Source organism: Burkholderia sp. 22088 (assembly GCF_052045915.1).
In the GTDB taxonomy this organism is placed as follows: domain Bacteria; phylum Pseudomonadota; class Gammaproteobacteria; order Burkholderiales; family Burkholderiaceae; genus Burkholderia; species Burkholderia cepacia.
In genome coordinates, this window is record NZ_JBQEPY010000005.1 from 13832 (window position 1) to 35383 (window position 21552).

Below are 21552 nucleotides of genomic sequence, written 5' to 3' on the forward strand. Positions count from 1 at the left end.
TGAGAAGAAACGGAATATGGACAGACATGCATTCGAGAAGTTTATTGAGCCGCGCAGCGTCGCGATCGTCGGCGCATCACCGCAGCCGGGCAATCCGCGCAATTCGCTGGTGCGTGTGTTGTTGAAGCATGGGTTTGGCGGGGCCGTGTATCCGGTGAGCCCGAACCACACCGAGGTAGAAGGGCTGATCGCGTATCCGTCGGTGGCGGCATTGCCCGAAGTGCCGGACGTTGCACTGGTGATTACGCCGGCTCACACAGTGCCGGGCGTCATTGCGGAGTGCGGGGAAAAGGGGATACGCAGCGCGATTGTCTTCAGTTCCGGATTCGAAGAGACGGAAGCCGGAAAGGAACATGCGCAGCGCCTGGCTGAAACGGCGCGGGCGCACGGTGTGGCGGTAATTGGCGCCAACTGTCAAGGCGTGTGGTCGGTTCGTCGGCGCGTCATGATGACGTTCGGATCGGCGGCGATGAGTCTTCCGACGCTCAAGCACGCGCCGATCGCGGTCGTCAGCCAGAGTGGCGCGCTCGCCGGGGCAATTGGCAATTTCCTGCAGAGCAACGGAATCGGATGCTCGTATATCGTGAGCGTCGGCAATGAGACTTGCTCGGATGCCCTTGACGTCCTCGAACACATCGTCGAGCAGGACGATGTGCGCGTGGTCGCGCTCTACATCGAAGGACTCGACGAAGCGAGCCGGATCGTCAGGATTGCAGAGCGTGCGCGAGAACGCGGTGTGCAGATCGTCGCTTTGAAGGCCGGCCGATCGACGATCGGGCAGCAGGCGACCGCGTCGCACACCGGGAAAATTGCTTCGGCGCACTCGGTATATGCGGATGTGCTGGAGCAGGCGGGGGTGATCACGGTCGATAGCCTGACCGATGCAATGTCGGCGGTCGAGGTCCTGGCATATATGCCGGAACCCCGCGCGAGCGGCGATCCGCGGGGCGGCCTAGCCGTGTTGAGTTCGTCGGGTGGGGCAGGCGCGCTGCTCGCCGACCACAGCAGTGAATATGGGATTCCGATGGCGGAATTCGGCCAGCAAACTGCAGCAGAATTGGAGCGGGTTCTGCCGGCGTTTGCACGCACAGCCAATCCGGTGGATTTGACGGGGCAGATTCAGAGCGTGCCGACGCTGTTCCGTGACACGTGTTTCGCTATCGAGGCCGAGCCGAGGGCAGAGGCACTGATCGTGCAGTTCGCCAGCAGCGGTCGTCGGTACCTTGAGCCGAACGCCGAAGTGTTCAAGAAGGTGGCGCGGTCCATGCCGGTGGTGATCAGTTTTATCGGGGAACTGCCGGATCACGAGACTCGCCGATCGTTCAGGGAGGCGGGCGTGCTGCTGGTCGCGGATCCGTCGCATGCGATGAAAGCGCTGTCGCTGCTGTACAAGCGTAGCCGGATGCTGTCATTGCCAAAATCGCAGGTTCGGACGCCGTTGGCGAACCGGGCGGCGCCGGAGGACTGGACGCAAACGATGCGGTTTTGCGCGGAGAGCGGGATGACACCCGCTAAGTGGGTGGTGCTCGGGCCGGAGGACCGCGCGTCGGAAGTATGTGCCGGAATGGCGTATCCGCTGGTCGTGAAAGTACTGCCATCGGAATGCGAGCACAAGACCGAGCTTGGCCTGGTGAAGTTACGCGTTCAAACCCCCGAGGAGGTCGATGCCTGTGCGCGCGAGTTTCGCGAGCGGGTAGCCAGACCCGATATGGGCGTCCTGGTTCAGGAAATGATCAGCGACGGCGTCGAAATCGTGGTGTCGTGCATGAGGCAGACGGACTTCGGGCCGATCATCTCGATCGGCTCCGGTGGCGTCGCGGTGGAACTGTACCGCGACATGTCGCACCTGGCGCTACCGGTGACTGCGGATCAGGTTCGTCAGGCGCTTCGGAAGCTCAAACTGTGGACGCTTCTAGAGGGTTTCCGTGGAAAGCCCGCGGCGGACCTGGACGCGCTGGTGGAGGCGGCCGTGCGGTTTGGCGACATGTTCCTCGCGAGCCCGGCGATCCAGGAGTTCGAGATCAACCCCGTGATCGTGAGGTCTTGTGGACGGGGACTCGGTGCCGTCGATGCGCTAGTGACGGTGCAGTGAAAGAACGCTGGACGTGCAGAGGACAGCGCGTCCGGCTGTTTCGGTTCTTGACGTTTGGGTTGAAGAATGAAAATCCTGGTGCCAGTGAAGAGAGTGGTCGATTACAACGTGAAGGTCCGCGTGAAGTCGGACAACACGGGCGTCGACATCGCGAACGTGAAGATGTCGATGAACCCGTTCGACGAAATCGCAGTTGAAGAAGCCGTGCGCCTGAAGGAAGCGGGCGTCGCGACCGAAGTGATCGCCGTGTCGGTGGGTGTCACGCAGGCGCAGGAAACGCTGCGTACGGCGCTGGCGATCGGTGCGGACCGCGCGATCCTCGTCGAATCGACCGACAGCGTCGAGCCGCTGGCCGTCGCGAAGATCCTGAAGGCGCTGGTCGACAAGGAACAGCCGCAACTGGTGATCCTCGGCAAGCAGGCGATCGACGACGATTCGAACCAGACGGGCCAGATGCTGGCTGCGCTGGCGGGCCTGCCGCAAGCGACGTTCGCGTCGAAGGTGACGATCGCCGACGGTAAGGCAACCGTTGCGCGTGAAGTCGACGGTGGTGCGGAAACGCTGTCGCTGACGCTGCCGGCCGTGGTCACGACCGACCTGCGCCTGAACGAGCCGCGCTACGTGACGCTGCCGAACATCATGAAGGCGAAGAAGAAGCCGCTGGAAACCGTGAAGCCGGAAGACCTGGGCGTGGATGTCGCGCCGCGTCTGAAGACGCTGAAGGTGGTCGAGCCGCCGAAGCGTGCGGCCGGCGTGAAGGTTCCGGACGTGAAGACGCTGGTCGAGAAGCTGAAGACCGAAGCCAAGGTGCTGTAAGAGGGAGCGCAAAGAAATGACGATTCTGGTGATTGCAGAACACGACAACGCGTCGATCAAGGCCGCGACGCTGAACACGGTGGCAGCGGCGGCGAAGATTGGCGGTGACATCCATGTGCTGGTGGCAGGCCACAACGCGCAAGCGGCAGCCGATGCGGCAGCGAAGATTTCAGGTGTCGGCAAGGTGTTGCTGGCCGATGCACCGCAGCTCGCGAGCGGTCTTGCAGAGAACATCGAAGCGACGGCGCTGAACATCGCGAAGGACTACTCGCACATCCTCGCGCCGGCGACCGCCTACGGCAAGAACATCGTGCCGCGTATCGCTGCGAAGCTGGACGTTGCGCAGATCTCGGACATCATCGCAGTTGATTCGGCCGACACGTTCGAGCGGCCGATCTACGCGGGTAACGCGATCGCGACGGTGCAGTCGAGCGACCCGATCAAGGTGATCACGGTGCGTGCAACGGGTTTCGATCCGGTTGCAGCGGAAGGCGGCAGCGCAGCCGTCGAGAAGATCGAGGCGGCCGCAGACGCAGGCAAGTCGCAGTTCGTGAGCCGCGAGGTGACGCAGCTGGACCGTCCGGAACTGACGTCGGCAAGCATCATCGTGTCGGGCGGTCGCGGCTTGGGCAGCGGCGAGAACTACACGAAGGTGCTGGAGCCGCTGGCCGACAAGCTGTCGGCAGCACTCGGCGCGTCACGCGCGGCAGTCGACGCAGGCTACGTGCCGAACGACTATCAGGTTGGCCAGACCGGCAAGATCGTCGCACCGCAGCTGTACATCGCGGTGGGAATCTCGGGCGCGATCCAGCATCTGGCCGGCATGAAGGATTCGAAGGTGATCGTCGCGATCAACAAGGATCTGGAAGCACCGATCTTCAGTGTGGCCGACTACGGCCTGGTTGGCGATCTGTTCGAGATCGTGCCGGAACTCGTCCGCGAACCGGGCTGACGCCATCGGGAATGGTTCAGGTCGACGCACCAATCACGAAACCACGCAATGTCGGTTTGCGGTTGCGTGACCCAGCGGGCGGAGGAGCCGAGATTACTGTACCGAAACGTTCTCTGCGAGCGGCAATCGGAAAATGGTTTGGCAGCGGCCCTGCCGTGCGTTTCCGTTTCTCACGTATCGGCCGATCGGATGAAAACCCGTGGCGTTGCGTGTGAATCGACTTCGATTGCTCTTCCGAACCCTTGTCAATCGTGTTCTTTCGTCACGACGATGGTTCGTGGCACGTTTTCCCCCACCGACAGAAGACGGGCGGTGATCGGCGGATCGCGATATGCCGGTTAGTTTCTCTGTCGCGTACACGAACCGCGAAAAAATTCGGACGCGTTTAGCCCCTCGGCAGTGAGCGCACGGCTCCGATGATCGACGTTTGTGGATTGAATGAAGCGCAAATTGAATGGGAGATGGAGATTGGGACAAGCTCTGAATAGAGTCGGCGTGGTAGGCGCAGGCGCGATGGGGCGCGGTATCGCACAGGTTTGCGCGGTAGCCGGTTGCGATGTGAAACTGTTCGACGTGACAGACGGTGCAGTGGCGCGGGCCATTTCAGCCATGCGTGGCGATCTGATGCAGTCGGTCGAAAAAGGCCGGATCGAGCAGCGCGACGCCGACGCTGCGCTGCAGCGGATTGCCGCGGTCGCCAGTCTGGCCGAAATGGCCGCGTGCGATCTGGTCGTGGAGGCAATCGTCGAGAATCTCGAGATCAAGCAGCGGCTGTTGCAGGAGCTCGAATCGATCGTATCCTCGACGTGCATTCTCGCAAGCAATACGTCATCGCTGAGCGTGACGTCAATCGCATCCGGTTGTGCGCAGCCGTCTCGCGTGGCCGGCTGGCATTTCTTCAATCCCGTCACGCGGATGCGACTGGTCGAGGTCGTGCAGGCGCCCCGAACCGCACCGGAAGCGCGGGATGCACTGGCTGAACTGTCGCGGCGCATCGGACATCGTCCGATCGTCGTGCCGGATTCGCCGGGGTTCGTGGTCAACCACGCGGGACGTGCGTTCGTCACCGAAGGGCTGAAGCTGCTTGCGGAAAAAACCGGCGAACACTCGGTACTGGATGGAATCCTGCGCCAGTGCGCAGGATTCCGCATGGGGCCGTTCGAGCTGCTGGATTTGACCGGGCTCGACGTGTCCGTGCCCGTGATGGAATCGATCCATGCGCAGTACTACGGCGACGATCGTTACCGGCCGGTGATGTTGGCACGCACCCGATTGAATGCCGGTCTGCTGGGTCGCAAGGCCGGGCAGGGCTTTTATCACTACGACGGCAAGCAGGCTGCCGCCGAGTCGCCGTCGGCGCAGCATTCGTCGCCGGGTAACGTTACCGTGTGGTGGCCGACGGATGGGGTGGCGGCGTTGCCGGAGTCCGTCGTGACGCTGCTGTCGCAGGTAACGCGTGTCGCCGACCCGCGCGATGCCGACCTGGCACTTGCGGCTCCGATCGACACTGACCTATCGACCGCGATTTCGAATCTGCATCTCGATCCGAGCAAGGTTGTCGCGATCGATCCAATCTTCTGCGGGCTGTCGGGCGTCACGTTGATGACGTGTCCGGGAACGGCAAAGTCGGCCATCGAAGCGGCACAGGCGATATTCGCCACGCAATCGATTCCCGCTTTCGTCATAGCCGATTCACCCGGGTTCGTCGCGCCGCGCGTGGTCGCGTGCATCGTTAATCTTGCTTGCGAAATGGCTCAACAGGGAATCGCGTCACCGGAGGACATAGACGTCTCGGTGCGTCTCGGTCTCGGCTATCCGGCCGGTCCGTTCGAATGGGGCGATGCGCTCGGCGCGGCGCGGGTCCTCGACATCCTGCGGGGTCTTTACGAGACCTTCGGCGACCAGAGATATCGGCCATCGCCGTGGCTCGTTCGACGCGCGCGCCTCGGTCTGTCGTTGACGTCGCCTGACCGGGCGCCCGCCTGACGAATGGCGATCGACCGAGAACAGGCGCAAGAGTCTGCTCACGCTAGCCGTTTTTCCAACCATCCCAAGCCCGCTATCGCATTGAACAAGCCGTAGACCGGATGCCCTTCGATCGACGCGTCGGTCTGCTGCAAATACAACAAACGGAGACAGGTGATGAAACTGCGATTTGACCTTCCTTGGGCGCTCGCCATCGTGGCACTCGCGTCGCAGACCGTGTTTGCGGCGTCGCCGCCGGAGCCGTTGAAGATCGGCGTAATTGTCGATATGTCCGGCGTCTATTCTGGCATCGGCGGAACCGGTGGGGTGGCGGCGGTAAAGATGGCGGTGCGCGATTTCGGCGGCAAGGTGCTCGGCAGGCCGATCGAAGTGCTGTCGGCAGACTATCAGAACAAGGTCGACATTACTGCGACGCGTGCGCGCGAATGGTATGACAGAGATAACGTATCGATGGTGATCGAGTCGACTGATTCGGCGTCGGCGCTCGCGCTGCAGAAGCTCGGTGCGGAAAGGCGAAAGGTGACGATCTTCGCCGGTTCCGCGACGACCGATCTGACCGGAAAACAGTGCTCGCCGTACGGCGTCCACTACGTGTACGACACGTATTCGCTCGCGAACGGCACGGCGCGGGCGGTCGTGTCGGAGGGGGGCACGCGCTGGTACTTCATCACCGCCGATTACGCGTTCGGCCATTCGTTGCAGTCGCAGGCCACGCAGGTGGTCCAATCAATGGGTGGGCAGGTGGTAGGCAGTATCAACCATCCGCTGGCGACCTCGGACTTCGCGTCTTTCCTGATGCAGGCACAGTCGTCGAAAGCCCAGGTTATTGCACTCGCGAACGCGGGACGCGACACGCAAAACGCGATTCGTCAGGCCGCCGAGTTCGGCCTGATGACCGGCAAGCAGATCGTTGCGCCGCTGCTGATTTTCGACGGCGATCTGAAGGGCATTGGACTGAAGACAGCGCAGGGTCTTCAGTTCACTACCGCGTTCTACTGGGACTACAGCACTCAGACGCGGGCGTTCGCGAGGACATTCAACGCCGCGACCGGGAAGATGCCCACGATGGTCCAGGCGGGCATGTATTCCGCCGTGACCCACTATCTGCAGGCGGTTCAGGCGGCTGGAACCACGCACAGCGACGCGGTCGTGGCGAAAATGAAGGCCATGCCGATCAACGATTTTTTTGCGCGGGACGGTCGCATTCTGGCAAACGGCTTGATGGTGCACGACATGTATCTGGCCGAGGCGAAGAAACCGTCGGAATCGAAGGGCGAGTGGGACTTGCTGAAGATCCGGTCCGTGATTCCGAAGGAAAAGGCCTTCGAGACGCTTGAGCAGAGCGGCTGCCAACTGCCCGCACACTGAGCGAGCGAAGCTTGCAGGCGCGTGCCCGGCGCGCCGATGTCGAAGCGGCATTGCGAATCGTGGCGGAGTCGATGCGTGGTGTCCGTCGAAAAGACATCTCATGTAGAGAGCGCAGACAGCGACGCAACACTCCCGCATGAACGTGATCATGTGGTGGCGCGTGGAATGGGCGTCGCATGCGGGTGAAAGCCCGTCCGCCGTGCCAGCAGCGACCGTATCGGACCGCGAATGCCGCGTCCCGGCGCGATTGGCATGTTCATTGCAATAGAAGTGCGACTTCAACTTCTCGGTGCGACGCCACGTCATGAGTACACAAGCCTTTATCTGCGATGCAATCCGTACGCCGTTCGGTCGTTATGGCGGTGCGCTGTCTTCCGTGCGAGCCGACGATTTGGCCGCGATTCCGATCAGGGCGCTGATGGAGCGCAATCCCGACGTCGACTGGGCGGCGGTCAGCGACGTGCTGTACGGCTGCGCGAATCAGGCCGGTGAGGACAACCGCAACGTCGCGCGCATGGCGGGCTTGCTCGCCGGCCTGCCGCTCGGTGTCCCGGGTGCCACGATCAATCGTCTGTGCGGCTCGGGCCTCGATGCGGTAGGCAGCGCGGCGCGAGCGATCAAATCCGGCGAAACGGCGCTGATGATCGCGGGTGGCGTGGAAAGCATGAGTCGCGCGCCGTTCGTCATGCCGAAGGCGGAGTCGGCTTTCAGCCGTGGGAACGCGGTCTACGACACGACGATCGGCTGGCGGTTCGTCAACAAGCTGATGAAGGAGCAGTACGGCGTCGACGCGATGCCTGAAACGGCGGAGAACGTCGCGGTCGACTACAAGATTGAGCGCGACGCGCAGGATCGGATGGCGCTTGCCTCGCAGACGAAGGCGCTCGCCGCGCAAAAACGAGGGTTCTTCGATAGCGAGATCACGCCAGTCTCCATCCCGCAGAAAAAAGGCGATCCGCTGGTCGTGACGCAGGATGAGCATCCTCGCGAGACGTCGCTCGAAACGCTTGCCAAGCTGAAGGGCGTCGTGCGGCCCGACGGCAGTGTAACGGCCGGCAATGCAAGCGGCGTCAACGACGGAGCGTGTGCATTGCTGCTGGCTGACGAGCGCGCGATTGGCCAACACCGCCTCACGCCGCGTGCGCGTGTGGTCGCGATGGCCGCCGCGGGCGTGCCGCCGCGCGTGATGGGTATCGGTCCGGCGCCGGCGACGGAGAAGGTGCTGGCACTGGCCGGATTGGGGCTCGACGAAATCGATGTAATCGAACTCAACGAGGCGTTCGCCGCACAGGGACTGGCCGTGTTGCGCCTGCTCGGCTTGAGTGACGACGATCCCCGGGTCAACCCCAATGGCGGGGCGATCGCACTCGGCCATCCGCTCGGCGCCTCCGGCGCGCGTCTCGTGACGACGGCAATCAATCAGTTGCACGCCACGGGCGGTCGTTACGCACTGTGCACGATGTGCATCGGGGTGGGCCAAGGCATCGCATTGATCCTGGAACGCGTCTAAGTGCGATCGGATACGTGTAGCGGACTCTGCCGAAACCGGCGAGTTCGTTTCGTGCGCCGTCCATGCGGCGTGCAGGCCATGTGCGCGCCACCAATCGTCGGCTGATCGCCGACGCGACATCGCGCGTCGGTCCGCGTATCCGCTGCGCAGCAACGAACGATCATTTTCATCAAGGAGCAGACGTCATGCTGATAGGTGTGCCCGTCGAAACGACGCCGGGCGAAGCCCGCGTCGCCGTCACCCCGGAGACGGCCAAAAAACTGAGGGACCAGGGACACACGGTGCGCACGGCTTCGGGCGCGGGCCTGGGGGCCAGCTATACCGATGATGCTTATCGCGCCGTGGGTGCCGAGATCGTCGATCAGGCGGCTGCGCTCGGCTGCGAACTCGTGTTGAAAGTCAGGCCGCCGCTCGAGAGCGAACTCGCCGCATTCGGCTCGGGCGCTGTGCTGGTCGGTATGCTCAATCCGTTCGACGCGATCGGTCTCGAACGGCTGGCCAAGGCCGGCATCACCGCGTTTGCGCTCGAGGCGGCGCCTCGCACGACGCGCGCGCAAAGCATGGACGTGCTGTCGAGCCAGGCGAATATTGCGGGCTACAAGGCGATCATGATCGCTGCGGATCGATATCAGCGCATTTTTCCGATGCTGATGACGGCTGCGGGGACCGTGAAGGCGGCCCGCGTGGTGATTCTCGGTGTCGGAGTGGCCGGGTTGCAGGCCATCGCGACGGCGAAGCGCCTGGGTGCCGTCATCGAGGCGAGCGATGTGCGTCCCAGCGTCAAGGAACAGGTCGAGTCGCTGGGGGCCAAGTTCATCGACGTCCCGTATGAGACGGCGGAAGAAGAAGAGGCGGCCGAGGGCGTCGGCGGATACGCGAGACCGATGCCGGCTTCGTGGCTTCAGCGTCAGCAGGTCGAGGTGGCCAAGCGCGTTGCGGCCGCCGATATCGTCATCACTACCGCGCTGATTCCCGGGCGACCTGCTCCAGTACTGGTGACGGAGGCGATGGTGCAATCGATGAAACCGGGGTCCGTGATCGTGGATCTCGCTGCGGCGCAGGGCGGTAATTGCCCGCTGACCAAGCCGGGTGGCACGACGGTATGGAACGGCGTGACGATCGTCGGCGAAACGAATCTGCCGGCACTGGTCGCTACCGATTCCAGCAACCTCTATGCGCGCAATGTACTCGATTTTCTGAAGCTGATTCTGCCGAAAGAGGGCGGTGTGAGGATCGATCTCGAGGACGACATTGTCGCCGGCTGCCTGGTGACCCGGGACGGCATAGTGTTGCGCGATCAACCTGCTCGCGCCCGGCCAACGGCCGAAGTTTCGACCACGAACTGAGAATCGCCATGGAAGCTGTCAGCCATATCATCACCAACCTGATCATATTCATCCTCGCCATCTATGTTGGGTACCACGTCGTCTGGAATGTGACGCCTGCATTGCATACGCCATTGATGGCCGTGACCAACGCCGTGTCGGCGATCGTCATCGTCGGCGCGATGCTGGCGGCGGGACTGACGTCTAGCAATCTCGGGAGGACCGCCGGCGTACTGGCGGTTGCCCTCGCAGCGGTCAACGTGTTCGGGGGGTTCCTCGTCACGCGACGAATGCTCGAGATGTTCAAGAAGAAAGAACGGAAGACGACTGAAAAGACGGGGGCGTAACGATCATGAGCATGAATCTCGTTACCTTGTTGTACTTGCTGGCCAGCATCTGCTTCATCCAGGCCTTGAAGGGGCTGTCTCATCCGACGACGGCAATTCGCGGCAACGTGTTCGGCATGACAGGCATGGCAATCGCTGTGCTGACGACCGCGGCGCTGCTCGTGAAGCTCGCCGCCACGCCAACCGGGCTCGGTCTCGTGCTGATCGGTTTGCTCCTGGGGGGAACCGTCGGCGCCGTGATGGCCCACCGGGTGGAAATGACCAAGATGCCCGAACTGGTCGCGTTTATGCACAGCATGATCGGGCTAGCGGCGGTCTTCATCGCGGTGGCTGCGGTGACGGAACCGTGGGCATTCGGCATTACGCCCGCGCCGGCGGGCGGCGCGGGCCTGGACGGTCTCACGCATCCGCCGATTCCGGGTGGTAACCGGCTGGAGCTCTTCCTCGGCGCGGCGATTGGCGCGCTTACGTTCAGCGGATCGGTGATCGCGTTCGGCAAGCTCAGCGGGAAATACAAGCTTCGCGTATTCCAGGGGGCGCCGGTCCAGTTCAAAGGCCAGCATCTGTTGAACCTCGTGTTGGGGCTGGCCATGATCGCGCTCGGGCTGATCTTCGTCGCGACCGAGAGCGGGCCGGTGTTTCTGCTGATGCTCGCATTCGCGTTCGTGATGGGCGTCTTGATCATCATCCCGATCGGCGGCGCCGACATGCCGGTGGTGGTGTCGATGCTGAACAGCTACTCGGGTTGGGCAGCGGCCGGCATCGGCTTCTCGCTCAGCAACCCGATGCTGATCGTTGCCGGCTCACTGGTCGGAAGCTCCGGCGCGATTCTCTCCTACATCATGTGCAAGGCGATGAACCGGTCGTTCTTCAACGTGATTCTGGGCGGGTTCGGCGGCGAGGCCAATGCCGCCGTCGGCGGGGTCAAGGAGGCGCGTCCGGTCAAGAGCGGCAGCGCGGACGATGCCGCCTACATGCTGTCGAATGCGGAATCCGTGATCATCGTTCCGGGATATGGGCTCGCCGTCGCGCGCGCGCAGCATGCGATCAATGAGCTGTCCCAGAAGCTCACGGAAAAGGGCGTGACGGTGAAGTACGCGATTCATCCTGTCGCGGGGCGCATGCCGGGGCACATGAACGTGCTGCTCGCGGAAGCGGAGGTTCCGTATGACCAAGTGTTCGAGATGGAGGACATCAACGGCGAGTTCTCGCAGGCTGATGTTGCGATCGTGCTCGGCGCCAACGATGTGGTGAACCCGCTCGCGCTAGAAAAGGGCAGTCCGATTTACGGTATGCCGATTCTCGATGCGTACAAGGCGAGGACGGTCATCGTCAACAAGCGTTCCATGGCTGCCGGATATGCGGGGCTCGACAACGAACTGTTCTATATGGACAAGACGATGATGGTTTTCGGCGACGCGAAGAAGGTAGTCGAGGACATGGTGAAGGCGATCGACTAAATAGGCCAACAGGTAAGGACCCCTTTACGGTCCGCGTCCCCGATCGGGGAGGGGAAATATGTTCGGTTCAACGCTGGTCCAAAGGCGTATCGGAAACACGTCGCTGACAGCCGAGTTTCACGAACGCTCGGGACGACTTCGCATCTCGTCGAACGGCATGCTATCGCATGAATTCTTTCCGCCCCAGTCATGGATGATCGTGGCCACGAGCGCTGGTGGAAGCCATTGGGGTACGCGCCCGAGCAAGACCGATCTGCTGCTCGTTCTCGAGCAGTTTGCGGGATAACGTGATCGGGCGACCGGTGATGGTGGCATGCGCATCACATCAATAGCCGGTCCCGCGACGAGCGCGTCGGTCCGTTTATTTTGAGGGATTGATGACAAATCCAGCCGACGTGCGTAGTGACGCAGCGCGACAGCGCGAATCGATGGAATACGACGTTGTGATCGTCGGCGGCGGCCCCGCCGGGCTGTCGGCCGCGATCCGGCTCAAGCAGCTGGCTGCCGAGAAAGGCACCGAGATCGGCGTGTGCGTGCTCGAGAAGGGTTCCGAGATCGGCGCGCACATCCTGTCGGGCGCGGTGATGGACCCGCGCGCGATCACCGAACTGTTCCCCGACTGGAAGGAACGCGGCGCCCCGCTCGACGTCGAGGTGACGGAAGACCGCTTCCTGTTCCTGTCCGAAAAGAGCGCGGTCACGACGCCCAACTGGGCGCTGCCCGCCAACTTCCAGAACCACGGCAACTACGTGATTTCGCTGGGCAACGTCACGCGCTGGCTTGGGGCACAGGCCGAAGCGCTCGGTGTCGAGATCTTTCCGGGCTTCCCCGCAGCGGAGATTCTCTACAACGAGGACAGCTCGGTGAGGGGCGTCGCTACCGGCAACATGGGCGTGGGCAAGGACGGCGAGCCGACCGAGAACTTCCAGCTTGGCATGGAGTTGCACGCGAAGTACACGCTGTTCGCGGAAGGCTGTCGCGGCCATCTCGGCCGTCAGCTGATCTCGAAGTTCAAGCTCGACGCGAACGCCGATCCGCAGGCGTACGGGATCGGCATCAAGGAACTGTGGGAAATCGATCCGGCGAAGCACAAACCGGGCCTCGTGATCCACACGGCCGGCTGGCCGCTGAAGTCCGACACGTACGGCGGCTCGTTCCTGTATCACATGGACAACAACCAGGTCGTGGTCGGCTTCGTGGTGGGCCTGGGCTACACGAACCCGTACCTGTCGCCGTTCGAGGAATTCCAGCGCTACAAGACGCATCCGTCGATCCGCGCGTTCCTCGAAGGCGGCAAGCGCGTGTCGTACGGCGCGCGTGCGATCACGGCCGGCGGCCTGCTGTCGCTGCCGAAGACGGTGTTCCCGGGCGGCGCGCTGATCGGCGACGACGCGGGCTTCCTGAACGCGTCGCGGATCAAGGGCAGCCACGCGGCGATCAAGACCGGCATGCTGGCTGCCGACGCCGCATTCGATGCGCTGCAGGCGGGCCGTCAGTCGGACGAGCTGAATGCGTATCCGGATGCTTTCAAGCAATCGTGGCTGCACACGGAGCTGTACCGCGCGCGCAACTTCAAGCAGTGGATGGCCAAGGGCCTGTACCTGGGCACGCTGATGGTCGGGCTCGAGCAGAAGGTGATGGGCGGCAACGTGCCGTGGACGCTGCATCACAAGCATGCGGACCACGAGATGCTGAAACCGGCGTCGCAATGCACGCCGATCGAGTATCCGAAGCCGGACGGCAAGCTGACGTTCGACCGGCTGTCGTCGGTGTTCATCTCGAACACGAACCACGAGGAGAACCAGCCGGCGCACCTGACGCTGAAGGATGCAAACGTGCCGGTGAACGTGAACCTGCGCACGTACGCGGGGCCGGAGGGGCGCTTCTGCCCGGCGGCGGTGTACGAGTTCGTGAAGAACGACGACGGCAGCGACCGGCTGGTGATCAACGCGCAGAACTGCGTGCACTGCAAGACCTGCGACATCAAGGACCCGACGCAGAACATCGTGTGGGTCACGCCGGAAGGCGGCGGCGGGCCGAATTATCCGAACATGTAGTGCGCCTTCGCTTTATCAGCCGTGACGAGAAATCGACAATCAATGCCAGTTTGATGCCGCTTCCGACCAGGCAAGCATGGGTCCGCCAGCTGCGGGATTTCCGGATGTCCGTGATCTTGTCTAGCGGGAGTCGCCGGAACGGACATCTGTCTTTTTCAAGGACACATTTGCGGCGATGCATGCACATGCCGCTTCCGCCCGTCCATCGAGTTCGTCGGTTAATGAAGTCGCATCTGGACGGGTGTATTCCGATCGGAACTACGTGGGCCCGGGAACCGGCTCCTTCACTTTCGAATCCTGTTCGCTCGCCGCGGATGTCGTTTGGAATGCTTCCAGAGTCCGCCGAATGCTGGCACGGGCATTGCGTTATCTGTGCTACTTGACGTGCCACTGCAACGTTGCGGATTGAAGCATAGGGCCGATGCCACCGTGGTCACGGATGGTTCGTCTTTCGCAATGGCCGGCGGCATTCGAGATCGAACGATTAGCGATAGAAAGAACAGGAGACAATCGATGCACCACCTTCCATTTTCCGCAACAGCACATCGCGACGCGCGAGACGGGACAGACGATGTTCCACATGCGCGGCCATCGGCGCTGCGTGTTTCGATTGATGAACGCCGCCCCGAACGTTGACAGCCGTTCCTTCGGCGCGTCCTTTATCCCAACGATCGAAAAAGAGGTATCAAAGTCATGGAAGGCTTGATTTCGGCTGGCGTCATCGGTCTGAGCCTGGGCACCCAATATGCGTTGATCAGCATCGGGTTCACGCTCATTTTCGGCATCATGGGCGTGGTGAACTTCGCTCATGGTGGTTTCTACATCCTCGGCGGATACATTGCCTATTCGCTGTCCCAGTCCCTGGGCGTGCCGTTCGCGGCAGCCGTGCTAATCGCCGCGTTGGCAACGGGCGTGATCGGATATCTGGTGGAGGTCTTGGTCGTGGAGAGAAATGTCTCCGACCATTTGGCGACGATGCTGATGACGTTAGGAATCTATCAGATCATCACGACCGGCATGACGGTCGCCTATGGCGCCGAGCCGATGAATTTCCCCTTCCCGGTGACCGGCTCACTGCGCGGTCCGGGTTTCTATATCCCTTACGCAAATCTGGTCGTCTTCGGTGTGTGCGCGCTGGCGATCGGCAGCGTTTATTACCTCGTCTTCAAGACGCGATACGGCATCGCTCTGCGTGCGATGGCGGATGACAGTCCGGTCGCGCGCGCTCAGGGGATCCGGCCCGCACGCATGTTCCCGTTGGCATTTGCCATTGCAACGGCTCTTGCGGGACTGACCGGCGCACTCGTCACGCCGATTCTTGCGTTGGAGCCATCGAGCGGAGATTCGGTGCTGGGCAGAGCGTTCATCGTCGTCGTCATGGGCGGACTGGGAAGTGTAGGTGGTGCCACGATTGCCGCATTCGTCGTGGGTCTGGTGGAGGCTTACGCCAGTGTCTACCTCGGGGGCTCCCAGGGAGCTCTCGTGCTGTTCGTGATCGTGATGCTGATCCTTTTGGTTCGCCCGCAGGGGCTGTTCGGTACCGTTACACGCAAGGCCTGAATTATGAAAATGACCCATCGCCGCCGTGACTTCATGCTCGACATATCGGGCGCGGTCGTACTACTGCTGCTTCTCATCGTACCGTTTGCATCAACGGATCCGTTCATGTATTCGCTCACCAGTCAGTCCGCAATCGGTGTGTGTGCCGCACTGGGCATCTACATCATGCTGCGGCTGGGGCTGCTGTCGTTCTCGGCGCCGTCTTTCATGGCGCTCGGTGGCTATGCCGCTGCAATCGCGGCGAATGCCGGTACGACGAACCTGGTTCTGCTCATGCTGATCAGCGCAATTGTGCCGGCCCTCGTGGCGCTGCCACTGGGGGCGCTGGTACTTCGGCTCAAAGGCGTGTACTTCATTTTTATCACGTTCGTCTTCAACGAAATTCTTCAGATCGTCATCTTCCAAACGCCGGCATTGACCGGTGGCCCGAACGGGATTACGGGTGTCCCGCCCGCGTTGCTGTTCGGGATGGGCGCGACCTCGCCAGCGACCGTCGTCGTCGTCACGGTCGCAATTTGTATCGTCTCCGCGCTATTTACGCTTGGCATTACGCACGTCCTCAGGCCCGAGTTCTCGTCGATCGAGGAAAACGAAACGCTTGCAGAAAGCCTCGGCGTTGCACCATGGAAATATCGCACCATCGGCTTTATTTCCTCAGCCGCCGTTTCGGGACTTGCGGGCTTCGCACTGGTCAACATGTTGTCGACCGCGCATCCGAGCTCATTCACCACGTGGTCCGTGAACAGCTACATCGCGTACGTCTTTGTCGGCGGGCGCGGATCGTTGCTTGGTGTCGTCGTGGGCAGTCTTCTACTCATCACGATGAACGATGTTTTCAGCAGCTACGCTCAATTGTCTTCTGGATTGTTCGGGTTGCTGCTCGTCGTCGTGATGATGATTGCTCCCGGCGGCATCGTCGGAACGCTGACGAAGTTGTTTGACAAAGCCAAGGAGCGCCAACGGGGCGTGCTTCAACCGCGTATCGAGGATCGCCGAGTATGAGTTCGTCAATTGATATCTCCAAACAGAGCAGCGAAGCCCCCGTGCCGACGACGTTGCAAGTCGAATCAATCACCAAGCGATTCGGCGGCCTACGCGTGTTCGAAGGCATCTCCTTCGAAGTGCCGGCTGGCGAAGTGCTTGGTGTAATCGGCCCTAACGGCGCAGGCAAGACTACGTTGATCAACGTGATGAGCGGTATGCTGCCGCCGACGTCGGGACGAATTTCGCTGGGCCGCCACGTTATCTCCGGGAAGCGGTTCTACAACGTGGCCCGTCTCGGCGTCGCGCGCAGCTTCCAGCAGACCAACACGTTCAAAAGTGCGACTGTCGAAGAGAATCTTTTTCGCGCGCAACGCTTCAGCACCTCCCATTTGGATGCGGATCTCGGAATCGAAAGTTTGCTGAATGAGTTCGGTCTCGCACAACACCTTCACGAACCGAGCGATAAGTTGCCGTACGGGCTCCAGAAAATGCTTGGCCTGGTGATGGTGCTCGCTTCGAGACCCCGCTTTTTGCTTCTGGACGAGCCGGCCGCTGGGCTGGAGGCCCGAGAGCGACCACAGGTGGACCGCTTCATCGAACATGCGCGAAATGTGCTCGGTTGCGGTGTCCTGATCGTGGAGCACGACATGGATATGGTGAAGCGACTGTGCCCGCGCATTATCGTGCTCGAGGCAGGGCGGCTGCTCGCGGAGGGAACGCCGGACGACGTGCTTTCCCGTCGCGATGTCATTGAGGCTTATCTGGGCATAAGTGAGGATTGAAAATGCTGAGCATCGAGAAGCTGGTCGTTTGCTATGGAGGCATCGTTGCACTTCGAGAAGTGTCGATCGAGGTGAAGGAGGGAGAAACCGTCTTGCTGGTCGGCGCAAACGGGGCGGGCAAGTCGAGCCTGATCAATGCCGTGGTCGGTCTGGTTCCCGCGGCATCCGGTCAAATTCGGTTCGCCGGCAAGGATCTGGTTGGCGTGTCGTGCCCGGCTCGTGCGCGTCTCGGGATCGGCTACTCGCCGGAAGGGCGCCGGATATTTCGCTCGCTGACCGTGAGGGAAAACGTCCTGGCCGGCACACTCGGCATTCCGAAGGCATCCGCGCAGGCCAACCTCGAGTGGATGGAGCGAACGTTCCCGCTGCTTGCCGAACGCGCGGACCAACCGGCCAACCAATTGAGCGGCGGTCAGCAGCAGGTCGTTGCTCTCGCACGTGCGGCGAGCACGCTACCCAAATTGCTGCTGCTGGACGAACCATTTCTAGGACTTGCACCAGTCTGGATCGAGCGCATCAGCGACTCGATTCGGGAGTTGCAACGTCGCGGCACGACGATTCTGATGACCGAACAAATGGCCCGTCCCGCGCTCAAGCTGGTCGACCGCGCTTACGTGATGCGTGGTGGCGAAGTTCGGCGTAGCGGCACCGTCGACGAGATTCGCGATGTTGCGTTGGCCGACGAATATCTTTGAATTCGAATTCACATCAAGACAAGGAAATGCAATGACGAACATGTTTCCGTATCCGCAGATCAAGGCCGGACGCGATGAGCCGATCATCGACCCCGACCTGCCGATCATCGACTCCGCTCACCACCTTTTTGACAGACCGGCATTGCGCTACATGTTCGAGGATTATCTGGAGGACGTGAACGCGGGCCACCGGATCGTCGCGTCCATCTACGTGGAAACGCTGGCCTTCGCACGACAGGATGGCCCGCAGGTGCTGCGGCCGCTGGGCGAGGTCGAGTTTGCGAACGGGGTTGCGGCGATGAGCGCCAGCGGTGCCTATGGCGATTGCCGCGTTTGCGCAGCTATCGTCGGGAACGCGGACCTGCGATTCGGCTCGGCGGTGGCGGAATTGCTCGATCGGTCGCTTGAAGTCGCACCCGAGCGATTCAGGGGCGTTCGCCAGATCACGATCGAAGATCCGAGCGATGCGCCGTTCCGATATGTCACGAACCGGCCGGCGCCTGGAATCATGAAATCCACCGGATTTCGTGCAGGCTTTCAGGAGGTGGCGACGCGTGGCCTGACGTTTGATGCGGCGGTATTCCATCATCAGATGGCCGACATTTGCGAACTTGCCGATGCCTTTCCCGATACGCTTATCGTCCTGAATCATTTGGGGCAGGCGATGGCCATGGACATGGACGCCGACGGCCGTGCCCGTGTGTTCGCGCAGTGGAGACTGGCGATACGTGAAGTGGCGCGCCGTCAAAACGTGCTGTGCAAGATCGGCGGGTTGGGATTGCCGTTCTGGGGGTTCGGTTTCGAGAAACTCGCGGAGCCCGTCGGCTATCTGGAACTGGCCGATGCGTGGAGACCGTATATCGAGACCGTAATCGATGCTTTCGGCGTGGATCGCTGCATGATGGAAAGCAATTATCCGCCCGATGGTCGGTCGTGCGGATTCGTGCCGATGTGGAACGCGCTGAAGCATGTCGTTCGGGACGTCTCGCCGCGAGAAAAGGCGGCGCTTTTCCACGATACAGCGGCACGCGTCTATCGGATCGATCTGTCTTGAACAACGAGCATTGCACCGGGGGCGAGCCTGCAGACGGCTCGGGTCGCCGCGGCAACCCTGCAAGAAGACGATGAGTTCTGCTTTCCGTCCGCTCACTGCGGACGGAAAGCTCGATGCCTCAGTGAGACGGAATGCCTGCCGTCGAGCCACCGTCCACGGGCATGACGATACCCGTGACAAAGCTCGCGTCTGACGACAGCAGAAACGCTATAGCGGCGGCAACCTCTTCGGGCTCACCTTCGCGACCGATCGGATGTGCATCCCGGATGCGTTGTTCGTTGTCCGGATCCTGGAACATCACGGCAGTCATCGGCGTGCGAATCATCCCCGGGGCAACGGCATTCACGCGGATTCCATACGGCGCCAGTTCCAGTGCCATCGTATGCGTGATGCCGGACACCCCGAACTTCGATGCCGCGTATGCGAGCCGGTTCGGCACACCTCGAATGCCGGCACCCGAAGATACGTTGACGATCGACGCGGGTGTTTTCGCTTCTGTCGCGATCCGTGCAAATGCCTGGCAGACATAGAACGTCCCATCCAGATTCACCGACAGGACGCGGTGCCATGCGTCCGGGTCGAAATCCAGTATGTTGCCGACGCCGCGAATACCGGCGGAGTTCACCAGCCCGTGAAGCGGGCCGAATTGCCGGGCAGCGCCGGCCATGAATACATTGACCTGGTCGCGATTCGATACGTCCATCGCGACGGCGTGGACGCGGCCGGTCGTGCCAAATTCCGATGCGACCTGGTCGACGTCCTCCTTGCGTACGTCTGCTGCGACGACCAATGCGCCCTCGTCGAACAGACGTCGGACGCACGCCGCGCCAATTCCGCTGCCGCCGCCTGTCACGACGATCGTCTTCCCTTCAAAACGCTTCATGTCCACTTTTCCTTTCCATATCGAAGTCACCACGTGCGGTCGTGCAACGCGTTCGCGACGCGCGGGTTCGCCGTGACTTCGTCGATTCGCGTTGCCGTGGTGAGTGAAAGATCCGGCAAAAGTCGCGCGGTAACGTGCCTGTCCCGCGCGACCCTCGACGATCAACCGCACATTCGGAGATTCAAGGCGTTGCAGGTTCCGCCGCAATGGCGACGCGTCGGTCCTTTTGCCTTTTACCGTTCGCGATCACACCCATCCCGATCGGGAACGCGAGCTGCTGATTAATTCCGTATTGCGCCTTGCCGCGCCACCCTCCCTTGCCGAGGTAGCGAGATTCCGGTGTCATCTCCCGCAACGCGGCCGCGATCTTGTCGCCGTCCTGATCCGTTCCGGCCCGCGAGATTGCGCGAAGAATCTGCTCGGCGGCGAGCGCGGACGGATAGAACAGGGTGTTGTCCGGCGCCTTTGACTTCATCACGCGCTCGTAGTCCGCATTCAGACGCTGTACGCCGGGGTCATCCATCGGTGCGAGTTCGAGCCAGTAGAACGCCTTCTGGGCTGAAATGTTGCCCACGGTGTTCAGCACGACCTCTGCGCCGCTGCCAAGGTCACCGAACGCGCCCGTGTATCCGGCGCCAAGCATTTGTTTGACGAGGACGCCGGCTTCACCCGGTGGCATCGGCCCCAACTCCACCGAGCCAGGGCTCATGCTCATCAGGCGGGCGACGATGGGCGCAAAGTTCGTGGTGCCGCGTTGATAGAATTCGAGGGTCGCCTTGGCGCCAGCCTTTTCGTATTCCTGGGCCAGTGCTTTACCCGCATCGGTCCCGCCCTGATCGTTCGGAGCAAGAACGACCACCTTGTCGAACTTGAACTCGTCCCTTGCGGTTTTCACGACAGAGGCGCCCCAGACCGGAGGCGTGAGCGATACCGCAAAGGCGAGCGGATATTGCGAGTTGATGACGTCCTTCGCGTACGAGTGCGCAAAATTCACAATGCCATAGCGCTTTGCGATGGGCTTGAATCCCGCGAGCTCGACCGACGGGACCGGACCCACAGTCGCGTGAACTCCTTGGCTTGCGAAATAGTTCGCGGCAGCTGCCCCGCCGGCAGCCGTCGATTGCGAGTCGTAACTCGTCAGCACGACCTTGCACTTGCGGTTGCCTACTTGCAGGCCGCCATTGGCATTGGTATAGGCGGCCTCGAACTCGACGGCAGCTTTCTCGGCCAGGCCCCACGACGATCCGCCGCCGCTCATTGGGCCGAACGCGCCAATTTTGATTTCGCACGATTGTGCCGACGCTGGCGTGCAGGCCGCCCAGGATGCGGCGAGCGTCGCTACGCAAGCCGCTGCTTTTGCCGTCTTCCAATGTTTCGCCATCAAAGTCTCCTTCTGGTAGTTATCAATGGGTTCAAGTCCGGAAATGGCGCTACCTCGTCCGAACACCCGGATCGCCGCTCAGTACGTAGCGCTGGGCGTAAAAAAATTCTGTTATCCGCCGAAAGCGGCTTATCGGCTCCGCGAACTGAACTGACGGCAATCAAGCAATTGCGATGCCAACGACCGTCGGAGGCGCTGTAGCTCGCGATGGAGGCGCTGTGCGCATGCGTGCCGGAGTGTCGGTCAAACGTCGCTATTGCGGACAACTGTGTTTCCCGAGGACATGTGTGAGCAGCGGCG

Annotated in this window: 18 protein-coding genes; 16 read left to right on the top strand and 2 right to left on the bottom strand. The window is 61.7% G+C overall.

What is annotated here, in order from left to right; all coding sequences use genetic code 11:
* Positions 1–16: 16 nt before the first annotated feature.
* The 16 genes from ACTJLD_RS10865 (at position 17) to ACTJLD_RS10940 (ending at position 18988) form a co-directional block, all read left to right on the top strand.
* Complete coding sequence (locus ACTJLD_RS10865) at positions 17–2092, top strand: acetate--CoA ligase family protein (protein WP_440658702.1); 2076 nt, start codon at positions 17–19, stop codon at positions 2090–2092.
* A 66-nt stretch (positions 2093–2158) separates the two neighbouring features.
* On the top strand, positions 2159–2908 hold the full coding sequence (locus ACTJLD_RS10870; RefSeq protein ID WP_440658704.1) for an electron transfer flavoprotein subunit beta/FixA family protein: 750 nt from the start codon (positions 2159–2161) through the stop codon (positions 2906–2908).
* A gap of 16 nt (positions 2909–2924) precedes the next feature.
* A complete protein-coding gene (locus ACTJLD_RS10875) occupies positions 2925–3860 on the top strand; it encodes an electron transfer flavoprotein subunit alpha/FixB family protein (protein ID WP_440658705.1) in 936 nt (311 codons plus the stop codon).
* Between the two features lie 438 nt (positions 3861–4298).
* Positions 4299–5846: a 3-hydroxyacyl-CoA dehydrogenase gene (locus tag ACTJLD_RS10880; RefSeq protein WP_440658707.1), complete on the top strand. Its 1548-nt coding sequence runs from the start codon at positions 4299–4301 to the stop codon at positions 5844–5846.
* Between the two features lie 156 nt (positions 5847–6002).
* On the top strand, positions 6003–7214 hold the full coding sequence (locus ACTJLD_RS10885) for an ABC transporter substrate-binding protein (protein WP_440658709.1): 1212 nt from the start codon (positions 6003–6005) through the stop codon (positions 7212–7214).
* Positions 7215–7518: 304 nt separating this feature from the next.
* Positions 7519–8724, top strand: a complete 1206-nt coding sequence (pcaF, locus tag ACTJLD_RS10890; protein WP_440658926.1) for a 3-oxoadipyl-CoA thiolase — start codon at positions 7519–7521, stop codon at positions 8722–8724.
* Between the two features lie 185 nt (positions 8725–8909).
* Positions 8910–10070, top strand: a complete 1161-nt coding sequence (locus tag ACTJLD_RS10895; RefSeq protein WP_440658711.1) for a Re/Si-specific NAD(P)(+) transhydrogenase subunit alpha — start codon at positions 8910–8912, stop codon at positions 10068–10070.
* A gap of 8 nt (positions 10071–10078) precedes the next feature.
* Entirely contained in the window at positions 10079–10396 is a 318-nt protein-coding gene (locus ACTJLD_RS10900) for an NAD(P) transhydrogenase subunit alpha (RefSeq protein ID WP_193093293.1), read from the top strand.
* 5 nt (positions 10397–10401) lie between these two features.
* The gene (locus ACTJLD_RS10905) at positions 10402–11856 is read left to right on the top strand and encodes an NAD(P)(+) transhydrogenase (Re/Si-specific) subunit beta (RefSeq protein WP_440658712.1); all 1455 of its coding nucleotides are present in this window, start codon (positions 10402–10404) and stop codon (positions 11854–11856) included.
* A gap of 377 nt (positions 11857–12233) precedes the next feature.
* A complete protein-coding gene (locus ACTJLD_RS10910; RefSeq protein WP_440658714.1) occupies positions 12234–13913 on the top strand; it encodes an electron transfer flavoprotein-ubiquinone oxidoreductase in 1680 nt (559 codons plus the stop codon).
* A gap of 439 nt (positions 13914–14352) precedes the next feature.
* Positions 14353–14619: a hypothetical protein gene (locus ACTJLD_RS10915; RefSeq protein ID WP_193093290.1), complete on the top strand. Its 267-nt coding sequence runs from the start codon at positions 14353–14355 to the stop codon at positions 14617–14619.
* Entirely contained in the window at positions 14607–15473 is an 867-nt protein-coding gene (locus tag ACTJLD_RS10920; RefSeq protein WP_059497376.1) for a branched-chain amino acid ABC transporter permease, read from the top strand. The genes ACTJLD_RS10915 and ACTJLD_RS10920 overlap by 13 nt, the downstream gene beginning before the upstream one ends.
* A 3-nt stretch (positions 15474–15476) precedes the next feature.
* Positions 15477–16475 (top strand): branched-chain amino acid ABC transporter permease, encoded by a 999-nt coding sequence (locus ACTJLD_RS10925; protein WP_440658716.1) that lies wholly within the window; start codon positions 15477–15479, stop codon positions 16473–16475.
* The gene (locus ACTJLD_RS10930) at positions 16472–17239 is read left to right on the top strand and encodes an ABC transporter ATP-binding protein (RefSeq protein WP_059497372.1); all 768 of its coding nucleotides are present in this window, start codon (positions 16472–16474) and stop codon (positions 17237–17239) included. Before ACTJLD_RS10925 ends, ACTJLD_RS10930 begins: the two co-directional genes overlap by 4 nt.
* Positions 17240–17241: 2 nt before the next feature.
* On the top strand, positions 17242–17934 hold the full coding sequence (locus ACTJLD_RS10935) for a branched-chain amino acid ABC transporter ATP-binding protein (protein ID WP_193093288.1): 693 nt from the start codon (positions 17242–17244) through the stop codon (positions 17932–17934).
* A gap of 31 nt (positions 17935–17965) precedes the next feature.
* Positions 17966–18988, top strand: coding sequence for an amidohydrolase family protein (locus ACTJLD_RS10940; RefSeq protein ID WP_440658719.1), 1023 nt, complete (start codon positions 17966–17968; stop codon positions 18986–18988).
* A gap of 118 nt (positions 18989–19106) precedes the next feature.
* Here ACTJLD_RS10940 and ACTJLD_RS10945 read toward each other — a convergent pair whose 3' ends face one another.
* Together ACTJLD_RS10945 and ACTJLD_RS10950 are read right to left on the bottom strand one after the other, a co-directional pair.
* Positions 19107–19871: an SDR family NAD(P)-dependent oxidoreductase gene (locus ACTJLD_RS10945; RefSeq protein WP_440658721.1), complete on the bottom strand. Its 765-nt coding sequence runs from the start codon at positions 19869–19871 to the stop codon at positions 19107–19109.
* Positions 19872–20052: 181 nt separating this feature from the next.
* Positions 20053–21252 (bottom strand): ABC transporter substrate-binding protein, encoded by a 1200-nt coding sequence (locus tag ACTJLD_RS10950; RefSeq protein ID WP_440658723.1) that lies wholly within the window; start codon positions 21250–21252, stop codon positions 20053–20055.
* Between the last annotated feature and the right edge of the window lie 300 nt (positions 21253–21552).

Coding starts and splice junctions, on each gene's coding strand:
- ACTJLD_RS10950 (WP_440658723.1), bottom strand. CDS start 21,252: ATGGCGAAACATTGGAAGACGGCAAAAGCAGCGGCTTGCGTAGCGACG.
- ACTJLD_RS10900 (WP_193093293.1), top strand. CDS start 10,079: ATGGAAGCTGTCAGCCATATCATCACCAACCTGATCATATTCATCCTC.
- ACTJLD_RS10915 (WP_193093290.1), top strand. CDS start 14,353: ATGGTTCGTCTTTCGCAATGGCCGGCGGCATTCGAGATCGAACGATTA.
- ACTJLD_RS10935 (WP_193093288.1), top strand. CDS start 17,242: ATGCTGAGCATCGAGAAGCTGGTCGTTTGCTATGGAGGCATCGTTGCA.
- ACTJLD_RS10870 (WP_440658704.1), top strand. CDS start 2,159: ATGAAAATCCTGGTGCCAGTGAAGAGAGTGGTCGATTACAACGTGAAG.
- ACTJLD_RS10895 (WP_440658711.1), top strand. CDS start 8,910: ATGCTGATAGGTGTGCCCGTCGAAACGACGCCGGGCGAAGCCCGCGTC.
- ACTJLD_RS10930 (WP_059497372.1), top strand. CDS start 16,472: ATGAGTTCGTCAATTGATATCTCCAAACAGAGCAGCGAAGCCCCCGTG.
- ACTJLD_RS10910 (WP_440658714.1), top strand. CDS start 12,234: ATGACAAATCCAGCCGACGTGCGTAGTGACGCAGCGCGACAGCGCGAA.
- ACTJLD_RS10940 (WP_440658719.1), top strand. CDS start 17,966: ATGACGAACATGTTTCCGTATCCGCAGATCAAGGCCGGACGCGATGAG.
- ACTJLD_RS10905 (WP_440658712.1), top strand. CDS start 10,402: ATGAGCATGAATCTCGTTACCTTGTTGTACTTGCTGGCCAGCATCTGC.
- ACTJLD_RS10865 (WP_440658702.1), top strand. CDS start 17: ATGGACAGACATGCATTCGAGAAGTTTATTGAGCCGCGCAGCGTCGCG.
- pcaF (WP_440658926.1), top strand. CDS start 7,519: ATGAGTACACAAGCCTTTATCTGCGATGCAATCCGTACGCCGTTCGGT.
- ACTJLD_RS10925 (WP_440658716.1), top strand. CDS start 15,477: ATGAAAATGACCCATCGCCGCCGTGACTTCATGCTCGACATATCGGGC.
- ACTJLD_RS10880 (WP_440658707.1), top strand. CDS start 4,299: ATGAAGCGCAAATTGAATGGGAGATGGAGATTGGGACAAGCTCTGAAT.
- ACTJLD_RS10945 (WP_440658721.1), bottom strand. CDS start 19,871: ATGAAGCGTTTTGAAGGGAAGACGATCGTCGTGACAGGCGGCGGCAGC.
- ACTJLD_RS10885 (WP_440658709.1), top strand. CDS start 6,003: ATGAAACTGCGATTTGACCTTCCTTGGGCGCTCGCCATCGTGGCACTC.
- ACTJLD_RS10875 (WP_440658705.1), top strand. CDS start 2,925: ATGACGATTCTGGTGATTGCAGAACACGACAACGCGTCGATCAAGGCC.
- ACTJLD_RS10920 (WP_059497376.1), top strand. CDS start 14,607: ATGGAAGGCTTGATTTCGGCTGGCGTCATCGGTCTGAGCCTGGGCACC.